The sequence below is a fragment of the Streptomyces sp. CB02980 genome, from assembly GCF_014451325.2.
Classification (GTDB): domain Bacteria; phylum Actinomycetota; class Actinomycetes; order Streptomycetales; family Streptomycetaceae; genus Streptomyces.
Genome location: NZ_JACSCH020000006.1, coordinates 358,770 through 381,453, shown reverse-complemented (window position 1 = coordinate 381,453; position 22,684 = coordinate 358,770). Strand labels below are relative to the sequence as shown.

Genomic DNA, 22,684 nt, shown 5'->3' with positions numbered 1-22,684 from the left:
GATAGGGCGGCATTACCCCCTTGACAATACCCCCGCCGATGGTTAGGTCGCCCGCCGGACGAAGGGCCCGGAACCCCGGGACCAAAGGCCTCCGCGACCGCCCCGGGAGGGACGCGCGGAGCGGCCGCGAGCGCGCCCCTCAGGCCGGGCGTGTGAGAATCGCTCTGGCTCACAAAGGAACGCGACCGAGCAGGAGACACAGCACGATGCGCATCGGAGTCCTCACCGCAGGCGGAGACTGCCCCGGCCTGAACGCAGTGATCCGGTCGGTCGTGCACCGGGCGCTGACCGGCCACGACGACGAGGTCATCGGCTTCGAGGACGGCTTCAAGGGCCTCCTCGACGGCCACTACCGACCCCTCGACCTCAACGCCGTCAGCGGCATCCTGGCCCGCGGCGGCACCATCCTCGGCTCCGCGCGCCTGGAGCGGAACCGGCTGGCCGAGGCCGCCGAATCCGCGCCCGACCTGGCCCGCGAGTACGGCATCGACGTCCTCATCCCGATCGGCGGCGAAGGCACCCTGACCGCCGCCCGGATGCTCTCCGACGCCGGCATGCCCGTCGTCGGCGTCCCGAAGACGATCGACAACGACATCTCGTCCACGGACCGCACCTTCGGCTTCGACACCGCCGTCGGCGTCGCCACCGAGGCCATGGACCGCCTCAAGACCACCGCCGAGTCCCACCAGCGGGTGATGGTCGTCGAGGTGATGGGCCGCCACGCCGGCTGGATCGCCCTGGAGTCCGGCATGGCCGGCGGCGCGCACGGCATCTGCCTCCCCGAGCGGCCCTTCGAGGTCGACGACCTGGTCAAGATGGTCGAGGAGCGCTTCGCCCGCGGCAAGAAGTTCGCCGTCATCTGCGTCGCCGAAGGTGCCCATCCGGCCGAGGGCTCGATGGAGTACAAGAAGGGCGAGATCGACCAGTTCGGCCACGAGCGCTTCCAGGGCATCGGCAACCAGCTCGCCGTCGAGCTGGAGCGGCGCCTCGGCAAGGAGGCCCGCCCGGTCATCCTCGGTCACGTCCAGCGCGGCGGCACGCCGACCGCGTACGACCGGGTCCTCGCGACCCGCTTCGGCTGGCACGCGGTGGAGGCCGCGCACCGAGGCGACTTCGGCCGGATGACGGCGCTGCGCGGCACGGACGTCGAGATGGTGCCGCTGGCCGAGGCGGTCACCCGCCTCAAGACGGTCCCGGAGGACCGCATCCGCGAGGCGGAGTCCGTCTTCTAGAGACGTCCGTGGGGTCCGGCTCTCACGGACACGTCTTTGCGGCCCTGCCCTTACGGGCCTGTCCTTACGGCCCTGTCTCGACGGCCTCGTTCCTGCGGTCCTGTCCCTAGGGCCCTGTCGTCGGGACCTCCGTCCCGAAGCGTCCCGGATTCCCGTCGGGACCCGGACACACCCGAGTGGCCCCGACCGTCCCCCCGTGGACGGTCGGGGCCACTCCGCTGTGCCCGGCATCACCCCTGGAAATGCCGGGTTCCACTCTTGAGCCGGAGCGTGCGATCAACAAGGCTTGGGGCCTGTCCCGGACATGTCCCAACCCCTGTCCGGCGGAGTTCGGTGGGCTCGTTCGAAGGGAAGAGGCGCGGATGACACCGGGGCGGCACACCCCTGACCCACGGGAGGCACGCACCCCCGCCGAGTTCCTCGCGCGCCTCCAGGCCCTCAAGGACTGGTCGGGCCTGACCTACCGCGAGCTCTCGGCCAGGGCGGAGGCACGCGGGGACGTCCTGCCCCGGTCCACCGTGGCGAACATGCTGGCCCGCGCGACTCTGCCCCGCGACGAACTCCTGACCGCCTTCGTCCGCGCCTGCGGGGTGACGCAGGCCGAGCTGGAGGAGTGGCGGACGGTACGGACGGAGCTGGCGGGACGGGGGGCGTACGGGGCTGCCGAGGTGGACGCGGACGCGGACGCGGATGGGGATGGGGATGCGGGTGCGGGTGCGGGGGTGCCTTCCGATCCCGATACGGCGGGGCCAGTGGCACCCGATACGGCGGAGACGGTCGGTCCGCCGCCCGCCTGGCCCGGGCCCGGGGCCGAGGTCGCGGCCGAGTCGCAGGGCGGCGCGTCCGGCACCCCGTTCGAGACCTCTCCCGGCCCGCTTCCCAGCACCTCGTCCCGCATACGGCGCGCGCTCGTCGCCACCGTCGCCGTGGCCGGGCTCGTCCTCGCCGGGGTCAGCGTCGTCGCCCTCCTCCGCGACGGCGGCACCGGCCCCGCGGGCCGGCCGCCCCGTACCCCCGTCGCCGTGGCCCCCGCCGTGGGAGACGTACGCATCCGGGTGACCGGCACCGACTTCTGCCTCGCCGAACGGCGCGGCGCCCGCACCGGGCAGGTCCATCAGGTGCCGTGCACGGAGTCGGACTTCCCCCTCTACTCCCTCGCCACGGTGGGCACCGGCCGGTGGAGGATCGTCTCCGACCACCCCGACTTCGGCCCCGGCTGCTCCGGCATGCCCTCCGGCGGCCGGATACCCGACTCCGCGTACGAGGACTCCGAGTGCGGGGACCCCAGCCGGGTCGAGGCCTTCGCGCTGGAGCCGTACGGAACTCCCGAGGGCCCGGTCCTCGGCTACCGGATCGTCCCGGTCGGCTCCGCCACCCCCGGCACCTGTGTCACCGTCGTCGGCGACCGCGAAGCAGCCTGGGCAAAGCTGGCCCAGGCGCCCTGTACGCCGGACGCCGCCGGCCAGCTCTTCTCCTTCGACCGGCGGGACTGAGCGGGAGCGGGAGAACGGGGGAGCGGGGGAGCGGGGTCGGGAAGGGGAAAGGGAAAGGGAGAGGGAAACGAAAAGGGAAAGGGAAACGAAAAGGGTCAGGGGCTCAGGACCGGGACGTCGAGAGCAGTTCTGGCGACGCTGACGGCCTCCGGCCGGCAGTTCGTCTCGGGGTCGCCCTTGGACTTGAGCGTGACCGAGACGCGCAGGGTGAGATTGCTGTCGCGCAGGTGCAGGACGCAGTCGCCCTCGCCTTTCGCGGGGACCGCCCAGTACGCCTCGTCGCCGAGGTCCAGGCCCACGATGCGGCCGCGGGCCGACTGCGCGGCGTGTTCGGCCTTCTGACGGTCCGTCGCCTCGCCGAGTTCGCCCGTGGGGGTCTTGAGGTTCCACCAGACCTCGGCGCTCTCGGCCTTAGCCTCGTCGGCCTTCCCGGTGGTCCAGGAGCAGCGGATCTCCGGGCCGTCGGCGTGGGCGACGGAGAAGTCCCGCTCCGGGTTCCGCCCGTACGAGGGCAGTGCGAGGTTCACGTCCTGGCAGGCGGGCAGCGTGCGGTACTTGTCCGTGTCCGGGTCCTTCCGCAACAGGAAGTACCCGCCGACACCCGTCCCCGCCACGACGAGCAGCCCCGCGGCGACGAGCGCGACGGTCCTCCCGCGACCCCGCCGGGCGGTCGGTCGGGCGGTAGGTCGGGCCGTCGGCCGGACGGTCGACCAGGTGGCCAGGTGGGCGGCCGCCTGGGCGGTCGGTTGAGCGGTCGTCTGGGCGGTCGTCGCCGGTACGTCCGTGCGGCCGGGCGGGTCGACGACCGTCGGGGTCGGGGTCGGGGTCGGAGCCGGGGTCGAGGTCGGGACCGGGGGCGGTCCCTCGCCCAGCAACGCGCCGATACGGGCCTGCTGGTCGGCCACCAGGGCGTGGACCGCCGGGGGCCAGACGCGGGCGGCCGGCGGGACCGGACCGAGGAGCCCGATCAACCGGGCCGGCGTGGGCCGGGCGGCCGGGTCCTTGGCGAGGCACTCCTCGACGATCCCGCGCAGCCCCGCCGGAACCCCGCTCAGATCGGGGACGCCCTGCACCACGTTGGCGAGCGTCTGGAAGGTCGAGGCGCCGGCGAACGGGGACGCCCCGGTCAGCGCCAGGACGAGGATGGCGCCGAGCGAGAACACATCGCTCGCGGGGGTGAGCTCCCGGCTCTCCGCCTGCTCGGGCGACATGAACGGAGGCGAGCCGATGACCCAGCCGGTCTGTGTCAGCTGCGTCGGCTCGGCGGCGCCCGGGTGCTCCACCGCCCGCGCGATGCCGAAGTCGATGACCCGGACCCCGTCCTCCGCGAGCAGGACGTTCTCGGGCTTGAGGTCGCGGTGGATCAGCCCCACCCGGTGGATCTCGGTCAGCGCCGTCGCCAGGCCCAGGGCGAGCCGGCGTGCGGCGGCCTCGGGCAGCGGACCGGTCTCCCGCACCGCCGCCCCCAGCGAGGGCCCCGTCACGAACACCGAGGCGAGCCAGGGGAGGGCGGCGTCCGCGTCGGCGTCCATCACGGCCGCCGTGTAGGCACCGGAGACCCTGCGGGAGGCGGCGACCTCGCGGCGGAAGCGGGCCCGGAAGTCGCCGTCGGACGCGAACCGGGCGTGCACCTGTTTGACGGCGGCGAGCCGGCCGTCGTGGGCCGCGCCCAGGAGCACGCGGCCCATGCCGCCGTGGCCGAGCTCGGCGAGCAGCCGGTACGGACCGACCTCGGTCGGCTCGGAGTCGTCGAGCGGTTTCATCACAGGCCCCCCACGGCACAAGCCCCCATGGCGCCGCAGCGCCGTCCGTCCGCCGAGATCCTACTGATCCCGGCGGTCCGGGACGGGACGACGGTGGTACGTGAAGGGACGTCGGCCGTACGGGGACGACCCCGGTGAGGACGCGCGCTAGGGCGTCTCGACGAGACGGGCCCTGAGCGCCGTCACCACCGCCGGGTCGAGCCCGACGTGGCCGGTGACGTACGCGTCCACGGAGCCGTACCGTGCGCGCAGGTCCGCGAGGAAGAGCCGGATGATGTCGGCGGGTGCCCGGCCGTAGCCCGGCCAGCGCAGTTCGCGGCCGGGGTGGGAGGCCCGCCAGTCGGCGATCAGCCGCTCCGTGGCCAGCTCGGTGAGCGCGAAGTCCGCGAGGATCTCCTCGTCCGGAACGCCCAGGAGGGCGAGGACGACGGCCGCGAGCAGCCCCGTTCGGTCCTTCCCGGACGCGCAGTGGAAGACGAGCGGGCCGTCGGCGGAGGCGATGACCTCCAGGGCCGTACGGAGTTCCACCGCGCCGTCCTCGGCGACCTCGGCGAACCGGTCGGCGAGGTAGCGCCAGGGGTCGAGGTCCGGGTCGATCTCCGCCTGGTCGTAGGGGCGGTGCTCGATGGAGAGGTTGTGCCAGGAGACGCCGTCGGTCTCCGGGAGGCGGCCCTTGGCGGCGATCTCCCACGGGTAGCGCAGGTCGATCACCGTCGTCACGTCGAGCGCGCGGAAGCGCTCCAGATCGTGGGGGGCGGCGTCCGTGAGCTTGGCGAGGGAGTCGGAGCGGTAGAGGGTCTCCCACCGCACGGTCCCGCCGTCGGCGGTTCGATAGCCGCCCAGGTCACGGAAGTTGTGAAGTCGTTCGAAGGATATGTGTCGTCTCACGGCGCCAATGTACGGGCCGGGATGCGGAATTCGGTGCTCCGGCAGCGGGGTGGCGGCCGGGATCCGACCAGGCGCCGGCTAGGCGCCGACGGCGGCCCAGAAGTGTCCGGTGATGTCGTCGAGATAGGCGCGGCCCTCGTCGCCGGTGCCGGCCGAGGCGCCCCAGCTGCTGGTCGCCGCCATCCGTGCGTGGTAGTCGGTGTGCAGCCGCTGCAGGGCGTACTCCAGGGTCTGTCTGGGCAGCGGCAGCATCTTCACGGCCGGTTTCACGTACGCCTGCCAGCGGTGGGTGGTGGCGGCGTCCCGCAGCAGCTCCGCGAGGGGCTCGTCGCCGCCGGTGGCGGTGATCAGGGCGCGCGGGCCGAGACCGAGGACCTCGGCGAGGGCGGCCGTCTGACGTTCGGTGCCGCGCCAGCGGCCCTCGTCCTCCATGCGCTGGTACGCGTGGGCCGAGACGCCGACCCGCCGGGCCAGCTCCTCGGGGGCGAGGCCGCGCGCCATCCGGTGCTCGCGGAGGGTGGTGGCGGCGGCGATGAGCTCGGCGGGGGCGCACCACAGGACGCCCGAGAGGGCGGTGAGCTCCTGCTCGCTGGGGAGGGCCCGGCCGCGTTCCCATGCGACGACGGTGTCGGGGGTGACGAAGAGGCCGTACTGCGCGCGCAGGCCGTACGCGACGTGACCGGGGGTCATGCCGAGACCCTCGCGGAAGCGCCGCGCGGCCAGGGCGTTGAAGGGTGGTGAGGGTTGGTGCACCCGGTCAACGTAGGTGCGGAGGGTGACGGCTGGCTACGGTGCGTTCCCCCAACATGTGAAGTCGTAGGAACGTGGGAACCGGTCGGTAACCGCAGGTGGTGGGAGAGAAGACGATCAGTGACCGCGGGCGGGGCCGTCGAGCCAGCGGTACTGGAGCTCCGGCCGCCCGATCTGACCGTACTGCGGGGCGCGCACGGCCCGGCCCTCGGTCACCAGGTGCTCAAGATAGCGGCGCGCGGTGATCCGGGAGATCCCGACGGCCGCACCGGCCTCGGCGGCGGTGAGCCCGGCCGGGGTGGACCGGAGGGTCCGGGTGACGGACTCCAGGGTGGGCGCGCTCAGGCCCTTGGGGAGGGTGGTGGGGTGCGGGGCCCGGAGGGTGGCGAGCGCCCGGTCGACCTCGTCCTGTCCGGAGGCCTCGCCGGCGGTCGCACGGAACTCGGCGTACCGGGCGAGCCGGTCCCGCAGGGTCGCGAAGGCGAAGGGCTTGAGGACGTACTGGACGACGCCGAGCGAGACGCCCTCGCGGACGATGGCCAGGTCGCGGGCGGAGGTCACGGCGATGACGTCGGCGGAGTGCCCGGCGGCGCGCAGCGCGCGCAACAGCTGGAGGCCGTGGCCGTCGGGCAGGTAGAGGTCGAGCAGGATCAGATCGACGGGCGTCCGCTCGAGCAGGCGCACGGCGGCGGCCCGGGAGTGGGCGACGCCGACGACGGTGAACCCGTCGACGCGCCCGGCGTAGAGGGCATGGGCGTCGGCGGCGACGGGATCGTCCTCGACGACGAGCACCCGCAGGGGAAGTGCGCTCACGAGACCACCTCGGAAGAGCCGGCGGGCGGCGGGGTACCGCCGCGGCGGGACCCGGGGGGCGGGGCGTCGGCTGGGACGGGGCCCTGCCCGGGGGCGGGGCGGGGCCGGGGGGTGGGGCGAGGGCCGGTGGGCGTGCCTGGTCCGGTGGCCGGGCCCGACCCAGGGACGGTGCTCGGCCCGGTGGGCGTGCCAGGTCCAGGGACGGTGCTCGGCCCGGTGGGCGTGCCAGGTCCAGGGACGGTGCTCGGCCCGGTGGGCGTGCCAGGTCCGGTGGGCGTCGGCGTCGGCGTCGGTAGCGGTAGGCGTACCGTGAAGCGCGCCCCGCCTCCCTCCGCGTCCGCCACGTCCAGCGTGCCCGCCGCGCGGCACACCGCCTGGCCCACCAGTGCCAGGCCCAGGCCTCGCCCCGGGCCCCGGGTGGTCCAGCCTCGGCCCAGGACCGCGTCGCGGTCGGCCGGGCGGACGCCGGGGCCGTTGTCGGCGACCCGGAGGAGCAGCTCGCCGTCTCCCGTGCGCGCCGCGACCGTGACCGTCACGCGCGCGTGCGGGGTGCCGCCCGCCGCCTCCACCGCGTTGTCGATGAGGTTGCCGAGGATCGTCACCAGGTCCCGGGACGGCAGCGCCGCCGGCACCAGGCCGTCGTCGATGCGGCTGTCCTCCGTCAGGACCAGCTCCACGCCCCGCTCGTTCGCCTGCGCCGCCTTGCCGAGCAGCAGCGCCGCGAGCACCGGCTCCCCGACGGCGTCCACGACCCGGTCCGTGAGCGCCTGGGCCAGTTCCAGCTCCGCCGTCGCGAACTCCACCGCCTCCGTCACCCGGCCCAGTTCGATCAGCGACACGACCGTGTGCAGCCGGTTCGCCGCCTCGTGGGCCTGCGAGCGGAGCGCCTCGGTGAACCCCCGCTCCGAGTCCAACTCGCCCGACAGCGCCTGGAGTTCCGTACGGTCCCGGAGCGTGGCGACCGTGCCGCGCCGCTCCCCGCCCACCACCGGCCGGGTGTTGACGACCAGCACCCGGTCCGCCGTCAGGTGCGTCTCGTCGACCCGCGGCTCCGAGGACAGCAGCGCGCCGGTGAGCGTCGCGGGGAGGCCGAGTTCCGCCGCCGGACGGCCGACGACCCCCTCGTCCAGGCCCAGCAGCTCCCGCGCCCCGTCGTTGATGAGCGCGATCCGCCGCCGCCCGTCGAGCATCACGAGCCCCTCGCGGACCGCGTGCAGCGCGGCCTCGTGGTAGTCGTGCAGCCGGCTCAGCTCCGTCGCGTTCATGCCGTGCGTGTGGCGCCGCAGTCGCGCGTTGATCACGTACGTCCCCGCCCCGCCGAGCGCGAGCGCCGCGCCCGCCATGCCGAGCAGCGCGGTGACCTGCTCCCGCACCTGCTCGCTGATCTTGTCGATCGTGATGCCCGCGCTGACCAGCGCCACGACCCGGCCGCCGCCGTCGAAGACCGGCGCCACCGTCCGTACGGAAGGACCGAGCACCCCCAGGTGGGTCTCGGAGTGCGTCCGGCCCGCCGCCGCCTCCTCGATGTGCCCGAGGTACGTCCGGCCGATCTGCTCCGGCTCGGGATGGGTCCAGCGCGTGCCGTCCGGAGCCATGATCACGACGAAGGCCACGCCCGCGTGGCGGCGCAGCGCCTCGGCGTACGGCTGGAGCACGGCCGTCGGGTCGGCGGACCGCGCCGCGGCGACCACGGACGGGGAGTCGGCGACGGCCGCGGCGGTCGCGGTGGCCTGGCGCCGTGCGTTCTCCTCGGCCTGCGCCCGGTCCGTGACGTATGCGAAGACCGCGCACCCGGCCACGACGACGGCCACGAGCACGACCTGCATCGCGAAGAGCTGGCCGGCCAGGCTGCGGGGGTGGGGGAGGGGGAAACGCATGCGGGTAAGTGTGCACGCGGGACGGTGTGCCGACGCATTGCGTTCCCGAATCGTTCCCTCGCCGCCCTCCCCGTCCGCCCCCGTCCGTCCCTCCATCCGTCCCCCCGTCCGCCCCCGCCCGTCCCTCCATCCGTCCCCCCCGTCCTCCCCGTCCGTACGGTTCGGTCGTGAACGAAACGTACGTAACCGTGACCCCGGTCACAGGCTGATGGATGCTCTCGGAGTCCACCGGGACGTGGACACCCATCAGCACGAGGAGGACCCCGTGGCCGCAAGACGGGACCGTACGCACTATCTGTATCTGGCCGTGATCGGAGCCGTGGTGCTCGGCATCGCGGTCGGATTCCTGGCGCCCGGCGTCGCCGTCGAGCTGAAGCCGCTGGGGACCGGCTTCGTCAATCTGATCAAGATGATGATCTCGCCGATCATCTTCTGCACGATCGTGCTCGGCGTCGGATCGGTCCGGAAGGCCGCGAAGGTCGGCGCCGTCGGCGGTCTCGCCCTCGGCTACTTCCTTCTCATGTCGACCGTCGCACTCGCGATCGGCCTCGTCGTCGGCAACATCCTGGAGCCCGGCTCCGGGCTGCACCTCACCAAGGAGCTGGCCGAGGCCGGCGCCAAGCAGGCCGAGGGCGCGAGCGAGTCCACGCCGGACTTCCTCCTCGGGATCATCCCCAAGACCATCGTCTCCGCCTTCACCGAGGGCGAGGTCCTCCAGACCCTCCTCGTCGCGCTGCTTGCCGGCTTCGCGCTCCAGGCCATGGGCGCGGCGGGCGAACCGGTCCTGCGCGGGATCGGGCACATCCAGCGGCTCGTCTTCCGCATCCTCGGCATGATCATGTGGGCCGCCCCGGTCGGCGCGTTCGGCGCGATCGCGGCCGTCGTCGGCGCGACCGGTGTCGACGCGCTGAAGTCTCTCGCCGTCATCATGATCGGCTTCTATCTGACCTGTGCGATCTTCGTGTTCGTGGTCCTCGGGACCCTCCTGCGGCTGGTCGCCGGGCTCAACATCTGGACCCTCCTCAAGTACCTGGGCCGCGAGTTCCTGCTGATCCTCTCCACCTCCTCGTCCGAGTCCGCGCTGCCGCGGCTCATCGCGAAGATGGAGCACCTGGGTGTCAGCAAGCCGGTCGTCGGCATCACCGTGCCGACCGGCTACTCCTTCAACCTCGACGGCACCGCGATCTACCTCACGATGGCCTCGCTCTTCGTCGCCGAGGCGATGGGCGACCCGCTCTCCGTCGGTGAGCAGATCTCCCTCCTCGTCTTCATGGTCATCGCCTCGAAGGGTGCGGCGGGCGTCACCGGCGCCGGTCTCGCCACCCTCGCGGGCGGCCTCCAGTCGCACCGGCCCGACCTGGTCGACGGGGTGGGTCTGATCGTCGGCATCGACCGCTTCATGAGCGAGGCGCGCGCGCTGACCAACTTCGCGGGCAACGCGGTCGCGACGGTGCTCATCGGCACGTGGACGAAGGAGATCGACAAGGAGCGGGTCGCCGAAGTCCTTGCGGGGCGGGTGCCCTTCGACGAGAAGACCCTGGTCGACGATCACGGGCCTGCCGCCCCGGTGCCGGATCAGCGGGCCGAGGAGGGCGAGGAGAAGGCGCGCGCGGGGGTCTGACGACTCCGGGTCCCGGGCCTTGAGCCGGATCCGGGCCTCGGGAGAGGGACGATCCCGGCCGCAGCCGCGGCCGGGATCGTCCCTCCCGCGTTTCTCCGCGCCGGGCCCGTCACTGCTGGATCGGGCGCCCGTCCGTGCCGCAGACGTAGCCCGCGTTGATGCAGTCGGCGACCCGGCGCCTCAGCTCGCCCTCGTCCCAGGCGTTGAGGAAGTCGCCGTGGAAGGTGTAGCCGGGCGCGTCGGTCACGTTCGTCCCGTTCCGGGTGCCCGCCAGGCTCATTCCTCCGCCGTTCACCGGCCAGGTGATCAGCAGTTCCAGGCGCGGCACCGGGACGGGGTGGCTCGCGGGGCAGCTGGGCCCCGCCGCGTACGCCATGTGGTCGCGGTGGTTGGGGCTGTCCAGGTTCCTTCCGTCCCAGCAGGTCGGGAAGTCCAGGTAGTTCTCCAGCCTGGTGCCCGGCGGGCAGTTCATGAAGTCGCGGCCGGACTCCGGCCGGCCCACGCAGGACCAGCGCGCGGCCGGGTTCTGCTCGGGTCCGGTGGCCAGGGCGTTGCCGACGACGTAGCGCAGTCCGCGCGGGTGCGCGACGGCGCGCGTGTGGTCGGTGATGCCCTGGTAGTAGACGGTGACGCGTTCCGGGGCGACGGGCACGCCGTTCTGGTAGAGGGTCGGGGTCCAGTAGGAGGAGAGGTCCGTCTGCGGGGTGCAGTTGGTGGTTCCGGCCGCCAGCGACTGGAGCGTCGAGGAGGCGTTCGCCGTCCTGTTCCCGTAGAACTCGTGGATGTGCGAGCGGCCCGCCTGCCCGGGGAACACGATCGGGTCGTCGCCCCGGCGGTGACTGGAGAAGCAGTCCGCGCGGAACTCCGAGCCGCGCAGCGGGGCCGCGGCCTGGGCGACGATCGCCGCCTGCTGGGCCTTCGTGTAGGTGTACTGGTGGGCCGCGTGGCCGGAGTGGTCCGTCCGGGCGGTCGTGCACCCGGCGGTGGCCAGGACCAGTACGGCGCCCGCGCCCGCCAGCAGCCTGCGGATCCGGTTCATCTCACCGCCCCCGCTCAGCCGAAGGGGATGCGGACGACGGACTGGTTGCCGATGCCGAGCGTGCTGGGCCCGTTGCCGATCGCGTTCCACACCTCGACGCGGACCCTGCCGTTCGTCAGGTCGCCGTGGCTGCCGGTGACCGACTTCGTGCCGCGTGCCTGGGTGTAGTGCTCGTAGCCCGGTACGGGATCGGTCGCGAAGTATTGGTACGTCTCCGTCCGCTCCCAGCTCCCGTCGCCGGTACGGTCGTAACCGACCCGCACCTGCTGCCCGTTGGCGACGACCGTACCGGCGTCCACGAACAGGTCGAATTGGGTCGAGCCGCCGTTGTACGTCCGGGTGATCGGCCCCGAGGTGAAGACCTGCGGGTTGGCCGGGGTGCCGTCGTGGTTCGCGCCGCCCGCCGAGGTCAGCGAGACCGTCGTGGCCGTGGCCGCGTCCCCGGCGCCGCCGCCCGTCCGCAGGTACAGCTGAGCGGAGCCGGACGGCGGGGGAGTGGTCGGCGGCGTCGTGGGCGGGGTGGTCGGGGGTGTCGTCGGCGGCGTCGTCGAGCCGCCGCCCTTCGTCCACACCGCCACGTAGTCGACCAGCATCGGCCGCCCTGGAACGGTCGCGGCGGTCGGGGTCCTCCCGGCGAGCGCGTCCGGGAACGCCCCGCCCATCGCCACGTTGAGCAGCAGGAAGTACCCGGCGTGGCCGGTCATGTCGGCCCAGGTCTGGGCGCCGACCCTGGCCTCGTTCACGCTGTGGAAGAGCTGGCCGTCCACGTACCAGCGCAGCTCGTTCGGGGAGGTCGAGCGGTCCCACTCGAAGCGGTACGTGTGGAACGCCGACTGGCAGCTCGCGCCGGGGCAGGCCCGGTTGGCGCCGATGCCCGTCGTCTCACCGCACGGACCGCCCGGGTTGACTCCGCAGTGGAGTACGCCCCAGACGGAGTTGATGCCGTTGACGTTCTCCATGATGTCGAACTCGCCGATGCCGGGCCAGTTCCAGTAGTTGCCCCGGTAGGGCGAGCCGAGCGCCCAGAACGCGGGCCAGTAGCCGAGGGCCGCGTCACCGGTGACGTTCGGCATCTGGATGCGGCCCTCGATGCGAAGGGTCCCGCCCGTGGGGGCCTTGAAGTCGGCCCGCCTGGTCTCGATCCGGGCCGAGGTCCAGTTGCCCGCACCGTCCCGGAGCGGGGTGATCCGCAGGTTGCCGGTGCCGTCGAGACGCAGGTTGTCGGGGCTCGCGGTGTAGTTCTGGATCTCTCCGGTGCCCCAGTTGCCGGGCCCACCGGGGTAGGCGTGGCCGGTGTCGATCTGCCAGTCGGCGCCGTTCGGCAGGGCGCGGTCGGGGCCGTTGAAGTCGTCGCTCCACTGGAGCGACCAGCCGGGGGCGGGCGGGACGGCGCCGTCGGCGCTGCCCGCCCCGCCCAGGCCGAGGAGGGCGCCGACGGCGAGGGTGCCGACGAGGAGCGAGGCGAGCAGGGGGGTGCGGGACGTGCGTCTGGCGCGGCTCGGGGAACTCAAGGAGACCACCTCCGGGGGATGGCGCGCGGGGTGAGCACGATGCTGAGAGCGCTCTCAGAGCGCTCTCATCGAGCTTTTGTAGTGGGAGGCGGCGGCCCCGTCAATGGGATCGGTGCCTTCGGTTACTGAACGGCGAGTAGGGACAACTCCTCGGGTGACAGGAGGAGTTCGGTAGCCGCCGCCGAGTCCCGTGCCGACTCCGGCCGACTCGCCCCCGGGATCGGCAGGACCGACTCCGAGCGGGCGAGCATCCACGCCAGGGCCACCCGCTGCGGGCTGACCCCCCGCGCCCGCGCCACCCGGTGGAAGGCCCCGAACTCCGGGTCCTCCTCCTGCGCGGAGGTGCCGTCCAGGGAGCTGCGTGAGATGCCGCCCAGGGGGCTCCACGGCAGGAAGGCCAGGCGCAGCTCCGCGCAGAGCCGCAGCTCCGCCTCACTCGTGCGGACCGCCGGTGAGTAGCGGTTCTGCACCGAGACCAGCCGGTCGCCCAGGATCTCGCGGGCGAGCAGGATCTGCTCGACGTCGACGTTGGAGATCCCGGCCAGCCGGACCGTCCCCGCGTCCAGCAACTCCCGTATCGCGCCCAAAGATTCGGCGTACGGGACGGCCGGGTCCGGTTTGTGCAGCTGGTAGAGGCCGATCGGCGTGGAGCCGAGCCGGCGCGCCGACGCCTCCGCCGCCCGCCGCAGGTGCTCGGGCCGGCCGTCGACGGTCCAGCCGCCGTCCGCCGTCCGACCCCGCCCGCCCTTCGTCGCCACGAGCACGTCGTCCACGCCGCCCCCGTACGAGGCGAGGGCCCGCGCCACGAGCAGTTCGCCCTCGCCGGGCGTGCCGGTCGGCGGGTGGTAGGAGTCGGCGGTGTCGAGCAGGGTCACGCCCGCGTCGAGGGCGGCGTGCACGGTGGCCACGGCCCGCGCCTCGTCCGGCCGGCCCTCGACGGAGAGCGGCATGGTGCCGAGGCCGACGGCCCTGACCCGTACGTCCCCCAGCATCCGGTAGCGCGTCACCCCGTCACCTCGCCGATCGTCTCGGCCACGGCGTCCGCGAGCCAGGTGGAGGAATGGGAGAAGGAATAGCCGAGGGCGACCGCGCGCGAGTTGTCCATTCCGTACGAGCGGGTGAAGGAGAAAGGCGAGATCTCGCCGACCTCCACCTCCCGGAAGACGGTCCGGCCGCCGACCCGCCTCTCGATCTCGGCGCAGATCTCGGCCGTGGTCAGCGGCCCGTGGGAATGGGCGTTCACCGGGCCGGTGAAGTCCGCTCCGACCGCCGCCCAGGCGAGAAAGGCGGCGATCTCCTCGACGTACACATAGGTCGCCGGACGGTTCACGGCCGGTACGGCGATCGGCTCGCCCGACCGGATGCGCCGCGCATAGTGGTCGAGCCGGCCGGTGAAGTCGTCGGCGCCGCCCAGCACATGGGCCACCCGCACCGACGCCCACGCGAACGGCGAACCGGCACCCTCGGCGGCCGCGCCCGCGAAGACCGCCTCGGCCTGCCGCTTCCCCTCCCCGTAGTGCGCCTCGCGGAACTCCGGGTCCTCCCAGGCCGCGCCGGTGTCGACGGCGACCGTGCCCAGGTCGAGGGCGTCCTCGGCGACGGGTGCGGCCGAGTCCTCGTACTCGTACACCTCCACCGTCGACGTCATCACATAGCGCCGGGTGCGCGCCGCGAAGACGCGGCGGGCGATCTCCGCCTGGCGCGGGGTGTAGCAGACCTGGTCCACGACGACGTCGAAGGAACGGCCCGCGAGAACGGATTCCAGAGCGGCCTCGTCGTCGCGGTCGGCGACGAGATGCTCGATTCCCCCGGGCGCGTCCGAGGAACCCCGATTGAGGATCGCGACCCGATGCCCGGATTCCTTGAGCAGCGCGATGAGCCGCTTTCCGAAATACCGGTTCCCGCCGATCACCAGAACGTTCTTCATTTCCGTCCCACCGTCCCAACTCCCTTGTCTCACTGGACAAGTGTTACGTTGATCGTTCGCCGTCTGAAGGGGGAGACATGGGAGTCCAGGCAGTCACACCGAAGGAACCACGGCATTCGCGGCCGGCCACCGAAGAAACATCGGCGGCCGTTTTCGACGCCGTCGACCGGCAGATCGTCGACCTCCTCCAGAGCGACGGGCGCATCAAGCTCAGCGAGCTCGGCCGCCGCGTCCGGCTCAGCCCCGCGGCCGTCACCGAGCGGGTCCGCCGCCTGGAGGCGAGCGGCGCGATCACCGGCTACGGCGCCCATGTCTCCCCGGCCCGCCTCGGCTACGGCATCCAGGCCTTCATCCGGGTGAACCCGCACGGCGGCTACAACCTGAAGCACCCGCGGACCCTGGAACTGATCGCGCGCCCCGAGATCCTGGAGGTCCACCACGTGGTCGGCGAGGACTGCTGGATCCTCAAGGTCGCCGTCACCGACACCATCCACCTCGAAGACGTCCTGGAACAGACGTCGGCGCTCGGCCGGACCACGACGTCGATCGTGCTCTCGTCCCCGGTGGAACGGAGACCGCTGCTGCCGCCCGCCCGCTCCTGACTCCTTGCCTTGACGCGGGCGTCAAGGCTTACGGTCGTGGACATGCGCATCGGAGAGCTCGCCGAGCGGGCCGGAACGACCACACGGACTCTGCGCTACTACGAGTCCCGTGGTCTGCTGGCCGCCCGGCGCACGGAGAACGGCTACCGCACGTACGACGAGGACGACCTGCGCCTCCTCCAGCAGATCAGGACCCTCCAGGACTTCGGGTTCGAGCTCGAGGAGACGCGGCCGTTCGTCGACTGCCTGCGCGCCGGGCATCCGGCGGGGGACTCCTGCCCCGCGTCGATCGCCGTCTACCGGCGGAAGGTCGCCGAGCTGGACGGGCTGATCGCACAGCTCCAGGCGGTACGCGCCGAGGTGGGGGCGCAGCTGCTGCGGGCGGAGGCGGAGCTGCCGCACGGCCCGGAACCCCGGTGCGAGCTCGGTGCGGAGTGGGACACGGAAGCTGCGACGACGGAGGGAAGGCAAGGATGAGGACGTACGCGGAGGGCGTGGCCGAGGTCACCGACGCGGACTTCGGTACGGAGGTGCTGGCGGCCGAGCTGCCGGTCCTGGTGAAGTTCACCGCGGAGTGGTGCGGGCCGTGCCGGCAGCTGACGCCGGTGCTCGCGGCCATCGCCGCGGAGGAGGCCGAGCGGCTCCGGATCGTGGAGATCGACGTCGACCGGAACCCGGAGACCACGGTGAGGTTCGGGGTCCTCGCGACCCCGACCCTCATGGTCTTCCGGGCGGGCGAGCCCGTGAAGTCGATCGTCGGCGCCCGCCCGAAGCGCCGCCTCCTGCAGGATCTGGAGGACGTCCTCGCCTAGGGCCTGTCCGGCGGATCATGGCCGGGGCCGCGGCGTCCGGCCCTGGGAGGGCCCCCGACACTTCGGCAGGGCATACAGAAATACCCCGACTACAATTGACAGTCGGGGTATTTCATCGCGTATATTAATGGATTCTGCGCCCGGAAACACCACGGGCGCAGAGAAGTTCAATAAACGCACTGTATCGCGCCGGGAGTCGAATTGTCAACCGAGGAATTTCGGAACGAGCAGCAATTCATCACCGATCTCTACACACGACTCGACGATCTGAGGGACCAGGCCGAGGCCGCCGTCGAGCGGGCCCTGCGTACCCCGGGGGGCGGCGGCAACCAGGGCCGGCTCGAACGCGACGTCATGGTCGCCGAGCAGTCCGGGCTGCTCGCCGCGCTCAACGCGGGGGAGAGCGGGCTCTGTTTCGGCCGGCTCGTCTTCAAGGACGGGCGCGACCACCACATCGGCCGGCTCGGCATCCGCGAGGACGACCCGAACCGCACCCCGCTGGTCGTGGACTGGCGCGCCGAGGTCGCCCGGCCCTTCTACCTCGCCACCGGGTACGAGCCGATGGGGCTCTCCCGCCGCCGGCACATCAGCACCCTCGGCCGGACGGTCACGGCACTCCACGACGAGGTGCTCGACCTCGGTGACGCCACCCGCTCCGGGCACGAGAGCCGCGACGCCGACGAGGTGCTGCTCGCAGCCCTCGACGCCGCCCGCACCGGCCGGATGCACGACATCGTGCAGACCATCCAGGCCGAGCAGGACGGCATCATCCGCTCCCCGCACCGCGGGGTCCTGGTCGTCGAGGGCGGCCCCGGCACCGGCAAGACGGCGGTCGCCCTGCACCGCGCCGCCTACCTCCTCTACGCGCACCGCGAGCAGCTCGCCAAGCGGGCCGTCCTCATCGTCGGCCCCAACCCGGCCTTCCTCGGCTACATCGGCAACGTCCTGCCCTCGCTCGGCGAGACCGGTGTCCTCCTGGCCACCCCCGCCGAGCTGTTCCCCGGCGTCCGCGCCACCGGCACCGACACCCCGCGCGCCGCCGCCGTCAAGGGCTCCGCCGCCATGGCCGGTGCCCTCGCCGCGGCCGTACGGGACCGCCAGCAGGTCCCCGAGCGCGGCGAGCCGCTGATCGTCCCGCACGAGGACGGCGACCTGGTCATCGACTGGGACATGGCCCTGGAGGCCCGTCACAAGGCCCGCGAGACGGTCCTCCCGCACAATCTGGCCCGCCCCTACTTCGTCTTCCGGATCCTCGACGCGCTCGCCGAACAGCTCGCCGACCGGATCGGCGCCGACCCCTACGGCGGCCCCAACTTCCTCGGCCCCGACGACATCGCCCTGCTCGCCAAGGGCATCGCGGGGAACCCCGAGGTGTACGCGGCGATCGACACCCTCTGGCCCGCGCTCACCCCGCAGGACTTCCTCGCCGACTACCTGGCCGAACCCACCCACCTCGCCGACGCGGACGACATCGAGGCGATCCGCCGTGACGGGGGCGACGGTCGTGGGGGCGGTGTCTGGACCCCCGCCGACGTGCCGCTGCTCGACGAGGCCGCCGAACTCCTCGGCGAGGACGACTCCGCGGTCCGCGCCGCCGAGGAGGCCGAACGGCAGAAGCAGATCCAGTACGCGCAGGGCGTCCTCGACGTCTCCTACGCCTCCCGCACCTACGAGTTCGAGGACAAGGAGGAGCACGACAAGGACGCCTCCGAGGTCCTCTCGGCCCACGACATCATCGACGCCGAGCGCTTCGCCGAGCGACACGAGGAGGCCGACCACCGCACGGCCGCCGAGCGCGCCGCCGCCGACCGCACCTGGGCCTTCGGGCACATCATCGTCGACGAGGCGCAGGAGCTCTCCGCGATGGCCTGGCGGCTCCTCATGCGCCGCAGCCCCAACCGCTCGATGACCCTGGTCGGAGACCCCGCCCAGACCGGCGACCCGGCCGGCGTCGGCGCCTGGGAGCGGATCCTCGCCCCGTACGTGGAGGACCGCTGGGAGCTGGTGCGCCTCGGCGTCAACTACCGCACGCCCGCCGAGATCATGGCCGTCGCGACCGAGGTGCGACGGGCCGACGACCCCGGGTTCGAGCCGCCGAGCTCGGTACGGTCCACCGGGGTGGAACCCTGGGACCGGACGGTGGACCACCCGGTGAAGGAGGCCGCCGACGCGGTGGCGACCGAGCTGCGCGAGGAGGGCAGGATCGCCGTGATCGCCCCGCCGGAGCTGCACCCCGGCCTGATCGCCGCGCTGCCGGAGGCCGCGTACGGCCCGGCTCCCGACCTCACCCGGCCGCTCGTGCTGCTCGACCCCCGGCAGGCGAAGGGCCTGGAGTTCGACACGGTGCTGGTCGTCGACCCGGAGGGCATCGTGGCCGGGGCCGTGCACGGGACGAACGACCTGTACGTGGCGCTGACCCGGGCGACCCAGCGGCTCGGGATCATCCGGTCCGCAACTCGCAGGTGAAGAGCCGCGCGCCGTCCTGATACCCGGTGACCTCGAACGTCCCGGGTACGTCGGGCGTCCCTGCCGTCCCTGCCGTCCTTGCCGTTCCTGTCGTCCTCGGGGGCCCCTCTGTCCCTGCCCGGCTCATGGGCTCCGCACGGAGCAGGCAGGGGCCGCCGTGGAACTCGGCGTACCGGTCGAAGCCGATCCGCAGCGCGGCCGGCAGGAAGGGGCGGGGCCACACGGCGGCGGAGACGGCCTGCCGGGCGGCCTCCAGGAAGAGCATTCCCGGTATGTGATCGTTGGGCCGCTGGAAGAGGGTGGGGTGACCGGTGTCGACGACCAGTTCCCACACCCCCTCCCGGCCGGTGGGGGAGAGGAGGACGTCCTCGGGTCTCGCCCGCCCGGCGAGCGGCGCCGGGGCCCGGCGGGTCCACGGTCCGGGGTGGACGACCCCGGCCTCGACGTGTCCGCCGCGCAGCCTGCGGTAGGCGGCGCCACCGGCGAACCGGGCGTGGGCGCCGCCCGTGGCCACCACGCGCGCGTCACGCCGTACGGTCCACTCCACCCGGATCTCGGTCAACTGATCTCCGCGCAGCGCGAGTTCGACGAACCGGATCTCGATGACCGGCTCGTCGCCGGCGACGGCGAGGCCCGCCGGGTCACAGGTCAGGGAGATCTCGCTCAGCAGGATGTGCCGGGTCAGCGGAAGTCCGTGGACCGAGTGCAGGAGGGCCATCGTGGCCTGCCGCAGTGTCTCCACGACCAGGAGCGGGTCGTGGCACCGCTCCGCACCCCGGCGGACCGGGGTGAAGAACGGGTGGTCGGTGGGCCAGGCGGCCCGGACCGCGAAGCGGTCCCTCCCGTCGAGCGGTCGCCACTCGACGGGGAAGGTGTCCTCGCCGCGCACCCGATGGCAGAGCTGCGGCGACAGACTCCGCGCGACGGTGTCCTGCATCATTCCCCGCCCTCTGACCTGTCGGCCTGATCTGGAGAGCGAAGATATCCGAACAACGGGTGCGATGCCCGAACGAGTGAACCATCAACTGAACGACCATCAATTACCGGACAGGTAGTGACCTTTCCCGCCCCACCGACCCCGGTGCCGCTCAGGCCGGGCGCAGCCAGACCGTCGCGAGCGGCGGCAGCGTCGTCCGGATGCTGGCCGAACGCCCGTGGTGCGGAACCGACTCCGTCTTCACCGGATCCCGCCCCACCACGTCCCCGCCGCCGTACCGGCCGGCGTCCGTGTTCAGGACCTCCGACCAGGCCACCACCGCGTCCGGCACGCCGAGCCGGTAGTCGTGCCGGACGACCGGCGAGAAGTTCGAGACCGCGAGCAGCGGCGAGCCGAACGCGTCGAAGCGCAGGAACGCGAAGACGTTGTCCTCGGCCGCGTCCCCGGCCACCCACTGGAAGCCCTCCGGCACGGTGTCCCGCTCCCAGAGCGAAGGCGTCGCCTGGTACACCGTGTTCAGGTCCCGGACGAGATCCCGCACACCCCGGTGGTCGGGCTCCGCGCCGTACGCCGGGTCGAGCAGCCACCAGTCGGGCCCGTGGTCCGCCGACCACTCGCCTCCCTGTGCGAACTCCTGCCCCATGTACAGCAGTTGCTTGCCCGGGTGCGCCCACATGAAGCCCAGATAGGCGCGGTGGTTGGCGCGCTGCTGCCACCAGTCGCCCGGCATCTTCGACACCAGCGACCGCTTGCCGTGCACCACCTCGTCGTGGGAGATCGGCAGGATGTAGTTCTCGCTGTACGCGTACACCATCGAGAACGTCATCTCGTGGTGGTGGTACTTGCGGTGCACCGGCTCCTTCTGCACGTACTCCAGCGAGTCGTGCATCCAGCCCATGTTCCACTTCATGCCGAAGCCCAGACCGCCGAAGCCGCCCGGCCCCACCTGGTCCGTCGCCCGCGTCACGCCGTCCCAGGCCGTGGACTCCTCCGCGAAGGTCACGATCCCCGGGCAGCGCCGGTACACCGTCGCGTTCATCTCCTGGAGGAAGGCCACCGCGTCCAGGTTCTCCCGGCCGCCGTGCTCGTTCGGCAGCCACTCGCCGTGCTCCCGCGAGTAGTCCAGGTAGAGCATCGACGCCACCGCGTCCACCCGCAGACCGTCGATGTGGAACTCCTGGCACCAGTACACGGCGTTCGCCACCAGGAAGTTCCGCACCTCCTTGCGGCCGTAGTCGAACTCCAGGGTCCCCCAGTCGGGATGGTGCGAGCGGCGCGGGTCCTCGTGCTCGTACAGCGGCCGCCCGTCGAACTCGGCCAGCGCCCAGTCGTCCTTCGGGAAGTGCGCCGGCACCCAGTCCATCAGGACCCCGATGCCCTCCCGGTGCAGCGCGTCCACCAGGAACCTGAAGTCGTCGGGGGTGCCCATGCGGGCCGTCGGCGCGTAGAAGCCCGTGACCTGGTAGCCCCACGAGCCGCCGAAGGGGTGTTCGGTGACCGGCATCAGCTCCACGTGCGTGAAGCCGAGGTCGCGGACGTACGAGGGCAGCTGCTCGGCCAGCTGGCGGTAGGTCAACCCGGGCCGCCAGGAGGGGAGGTGGACCTCGTAGACGGAGATCGGCGCCTCGTGGGGCGGGCGCGTCCCGCGCCGCGCCATCCACTCGGCGTCGTCCCAGGTGTAGTGCGAGGAGGTGACGATCGACGCGGTGTTCGGCGGGCACTCGGTACGGCGGGCCATCGGGTCCGCGCGGACGGTGTGCGTACCGTCGGGCCGCGTGATGTCGTACTTGTAGAGCGCGCCCTCGCCGATCCCCGGCACGAACAGCTCCCACACGCCCGTCGAACCCAGCGAGCGCATCGGCAGCCCCGTGCCGTCCCAGTGCGTGAAGTCACCGGTGACGCGGACGCCGCGGGCGTTCGGCGCCCAGACCGCGAAGCGGGTGCCGGCGACTCCGTCGTGGGTCATAGTGTGGGAGCCGAGGGCCGTCCACAGCTCCTCGTGCCGGCCCTCGCCGATCAGATGCAGGTCGAGGTCGCCGAGGGAGGGCAGGAAGCGGTACGGGTCGTGGACGGCGAGCTCGTCGGGGCCGTCGTCGTACCGGACGCGCAGCTCGTACGGGGGGACCTTGCGGAGCAGGGGCAGGAACCCGGAGAAGACCCCGTCCCCCTCGCTCCGGAGCGGGATCCGCCTGTCCTTCGCCAGGACGGTGACCTCCTTCGCCCACGGGCGCAGCACCCGGACCACCACGCCGCCGCGCACCGGATGCGCGCCGAGCACGCCGTGCGGGTCGTGATGCTCCCCGGCGAGCAGGCGCGCCCGGTCGACCGGGTCGAGCGGTGGGGCCTGGCGGGGGGCGGGCGGCTTGGCGGCAGTCCTGCCTTTCTTGGCTGCCGTGGTGCTGCGGGCCGACTTGCCTGCGGGGCGGGCGGTCACCGGGATGCCTCCTGGGGGTACGGGGGGTATGACTGCGCAACGGTGCGGTACGGGGACGGGACACTCGGCCGAACGGGCGGTAGGTGGCTGCTGCGGGTGCCGCCGCGCCGGTGGTGGGCGGGGTACGTGCCTGCTGCGGGCGCCGCCGCGTTGCGGACGTTCGTCCGCAGAGGCGACACCCGCCCACCGGGGTCGCGCCCCACCCGCCGCCCCTCGTTGTGGGCATTCGTTCCTCCCCCAGACTCCGTCCGGGGGGACCCCCAGGGGCGGAACGGGTGGGCACGACGGACGGCGCCCCTTGCCGGGCCCAGGCTCCCTGCGCCCTGACCCGCACCCTTGTGCACCGCACTTGGTGGTGCGGGTCCAGGCGCAAGGGGCGGAGGCGCCGCCAGAGGGCGCCGTCCCGTGTGCCCACCCGTCCCGCCCTGCGGGACGATTGCCCACACGGCGGGGGTGGCGCGGGTGCGGCGTGCGTGCCGGCACCGGGGGTGAGGCCGCACGGGGGGTGAGGGTGCGGTG

18 protein-coding genes are annotated in these 22,684 nt (G+C 72.7%); 7 read left to right on the top strand and 11 right to left on the bottom strand.

All coding sequences use genetic code 11. The annotated features are described in order from the left end of the window. Positions 1–206 precede the first annotated feature (206 nt). A complete protein-coding gene (locus E0F75_RS16095; RefSeq protein ID WP_187623194.1) occupies positions 207–1,232 on the top strand; it encodes an ATP-dependent 6-phosphofructokinase in 1,026 nt (341 codons plus the stop codon). Between the two features lie 362 nt (positions 1,233–1,594). Further along, positions 1,595–2,725, top strand: coding sequence for a helix-turn-helix transcriptional regulator (locus tag E0F75_RS16090; protein ID WP_187623193.1), 1,131 nt, complete (start codon positions 1,595–1,597; stop codon positions 2,723–2,725). Positions 2,726–2,820: 95 nt separating this feature from the next. Here E0F75_RS16090 and E0F75_RS16085 read toward each other — a convergent pair whose 3' ends face one another. From E0F75_RS16085 to E0F75_RS16065, 5 genes are all read right to left on the bottom strand, one after another. Continuing rightward, complete coding sequence (locus E0F75_RS16085; RefSeq protein ID WP_187623192.1) at positions 2,821–4,488, bottom strand: serine/threonine-protein kinase; 1,668 nt, start codon at positions 4,486–4,488, stop codon at positions 2,821–2,823. A 147-nt stretch (positions 4,489–4,635) separates the two neighbouring features. Further along, positions 4,636–5,376 carry a tyrosine-protein phosphatase gene (locus E0F75_RS16080; protein ID WP_187623191.1) on the bottom strand — a complete coding sequence of 247 codons (741 nt, stop codon included), beginning with the start codon at positions 5,374–5,376 and terminating at the stop codon, positions 4,636–4,638. A 78-nt stretch (positions 5,377–5,454) separates the two neighbouring features. Continuing rightward, positions 5,455–6,066 (bottom strand): helix-turn-helix transcriptional regulator, encoded by a 612-nt coding sequence (locus tag E0F75_RS16075; RefSeq protein ID WP_229312700.1) that lies wholly within the window; start codon positions 6,064–6,066, stop codon positions 5,455–5,457. Between the two features lie 177 nt (positions 6,067–6,243). After that, the gene (locus tag E0F75_RS16070) at positions 6,244–6,939 is read right to left on the bottom strand and encodes a response regulator (protein ID WP_030321204.1); all 696 of its coding nucleotides are present in this window, start codon (positions 6,937–6,939) and stop codon (positions 6,244–6,246) included. Continuing rightward, positions 6,936–8,816: a sensor histidine kinase gene (locus E0F75_RS16065; RefSeq protein WP_229312693.1), complete on the bottom strand. Its 1,881-nt coding sequence runs from the start codon at positions 8,814–8,816 to the stop codon at positions 6,936–6,938. The genes E0F75_RS16070 and E0F75_RS16065 overlap by 4 nt, the downstream gene beginning before the upstream one ends. 208 nt (positions 8,817–9,024) lie before the next feature. Between E0F75_RS16065 and E0F75_RS16060 the strand changes: the two genes are divergently transcribed. Next, a complete protein-coding gene (locus E0F75_RS16060) occupies positions 9,025–10,437 on the top strand; it encodes a cation:dicarboxylate symporter family transporter (RefSeq protein ID WP_187623189.1) in 1,413 nt (470 codons plus the stop codon). Positions 10,438–10,546: 109 nt separating this feature from the next. Here the strand turns inward: E0F75_RS16060 and E0F75_RS16055 are convergent, their stop codons facing one another. The 4 genes from E0F75_RS16055 to E0F75_RS16040 all read right to left on the bottom strand — a co-directional run bounded on the left by E0F75_RS16055 (position 10,547) and on the right by E0F75_RS16040 (position 14,914). Further along, entirely contained in the window at positions 10,547–11,476 is a 930-nt protein-coding gene (locus E0F75_RS16055; protein WP_187623188.1) for a DUF1996 domain-containing protein, read from the bottom strand. Between the two features lie 14 nt (positions 11,477–11,490). Continuing rightward, positions 11,491–12,987, bottom strand: coding sequence for a glycoside hydrolase family 16 protein (locus E0F75_RS16050; protein ID WP_187623187.1), 1,497 nt, complete (start codon positions 12,985–12,987; stop codon positions 11,491–11,493). A 122-nt stretch (positions 12,988–13,109) separates the two neighbouring features. After that, entirely contained in the window at positions 13,110–13,979 is an 870-nt protein-coding gene (locus E0F75_RS16045) for an aldo/keto reductase (RefSeq protein WP_187623252.1), read from the bottom strand. 11 nt (positions 13,980–13,990) lie between these two features. Further along, complete coding sequence (locus E0F75_RS16040) at positions 13,991–14,914, bottom strand: NAD-dependent epimerase/dehydratase family protein (protein ID WP_187623186.1); 924 nt, start codon at positions 14,912–14,914, stop codon at positions 13,991–13,993. A 77-nt stretch (positions 14,915–14,991) separates the two neighbouring features. Here E0F75_RS16040 and E0F75_RS16035 point away from each other — a divergent pair, with 77 nt between their 5' ends. The 4 genes from E0F75_RS16035 to E0F75_RS16020 all read left to right on the top strand — a co-directional run bounded on the left by E0F75_RS16035 (position 14,992) and on the right by E0F75_RS16020 (position 18,794). Then, positions 14,992–15,516: an Lrp/AsnC family transcriptional regulator gene (locus tag E0F75_RS16035; protein WP_187623185.1), complete on the top strand. Its 525-nt coding sequence runs from the start codon at positions 14,992–14,994 to the stop codon at positions 15,514–15,516. 42 nt (positions 15,517–15,558) lie between these two features. After that, positions 15,559–15,993, top strand: coding sequence for a MerR family transcriptional regulator (locus E0F75_RS16030; RefSeq protein ID WP_073913216.1), 435 nt, complete (start codon positions 15,559–15,561; stop codon positions 15,991–15,993). Then, positions 15,990–16,328, top strand: coding sequence for a co-chaperone YbbN (locus tag E0F75_RS16025; protein ID WP_194480924.1), 339 nt, complete (start codon positions 15,990–15,992; stop codon positions 16,326–16,328). The genes E0F75_RS16030 and E0F75_RS16025 overlap by 4 nt, the downstream gene beginning before the upstream one ends. Positions 16,329–16,529: 201 nt before the next feature. Continuing rightward, on the top strand, positions 16,530–18,794 hold the full coding sequence (locus tag E0F75_RS16020) for an ATP-binding domain-containing protein (protein ID WP_187623184.1): 2,265 nt from the start codon (positions 16,530–16,532) through the stop codon (positions 18,792–18,794). Here E0F75_RS16020 and E0F75_RS16015 read toward each other — a convergent pair. Together E0F75_RS16015 and glgB are read right to left on the bottom strand one after the other, a co-directional pair. Then, the gene (locus tag E0F75_RS16015) at positions 18,769–19,734 is read right to left on the bottom strand and encodes a ScbA/BarX family gamma-butyrolactone biosynthesis protein (RefSeq protein ID WP_187623183.1); all 966 of its coding nucleotides are present in this window, start codon (positions 19,732–19,734) and stop codon (positions 18,769–18,771) included. The genes E0F75_RS16020 and E0F75_RS16015 overlap by 26 nt on opposite strands. 148 nt (positions 19,735–19,882) lie before the next feature. After that, the gene (gene glgB, locus E0F75_RS16010; protein ID WP_187623182.1) at positions 19,883–22,165 is read right to left on the bottom strand and encodes a 1,4-alpha-glucan branching enzyme; all 2,283 of its coding nucleotides are present in this window, start codon (positions 22,163–22,165) and stop codon (positions 19,883–19,885) included. Positions 22,166–22,684 lie beyond the last annotated feature (519 nt).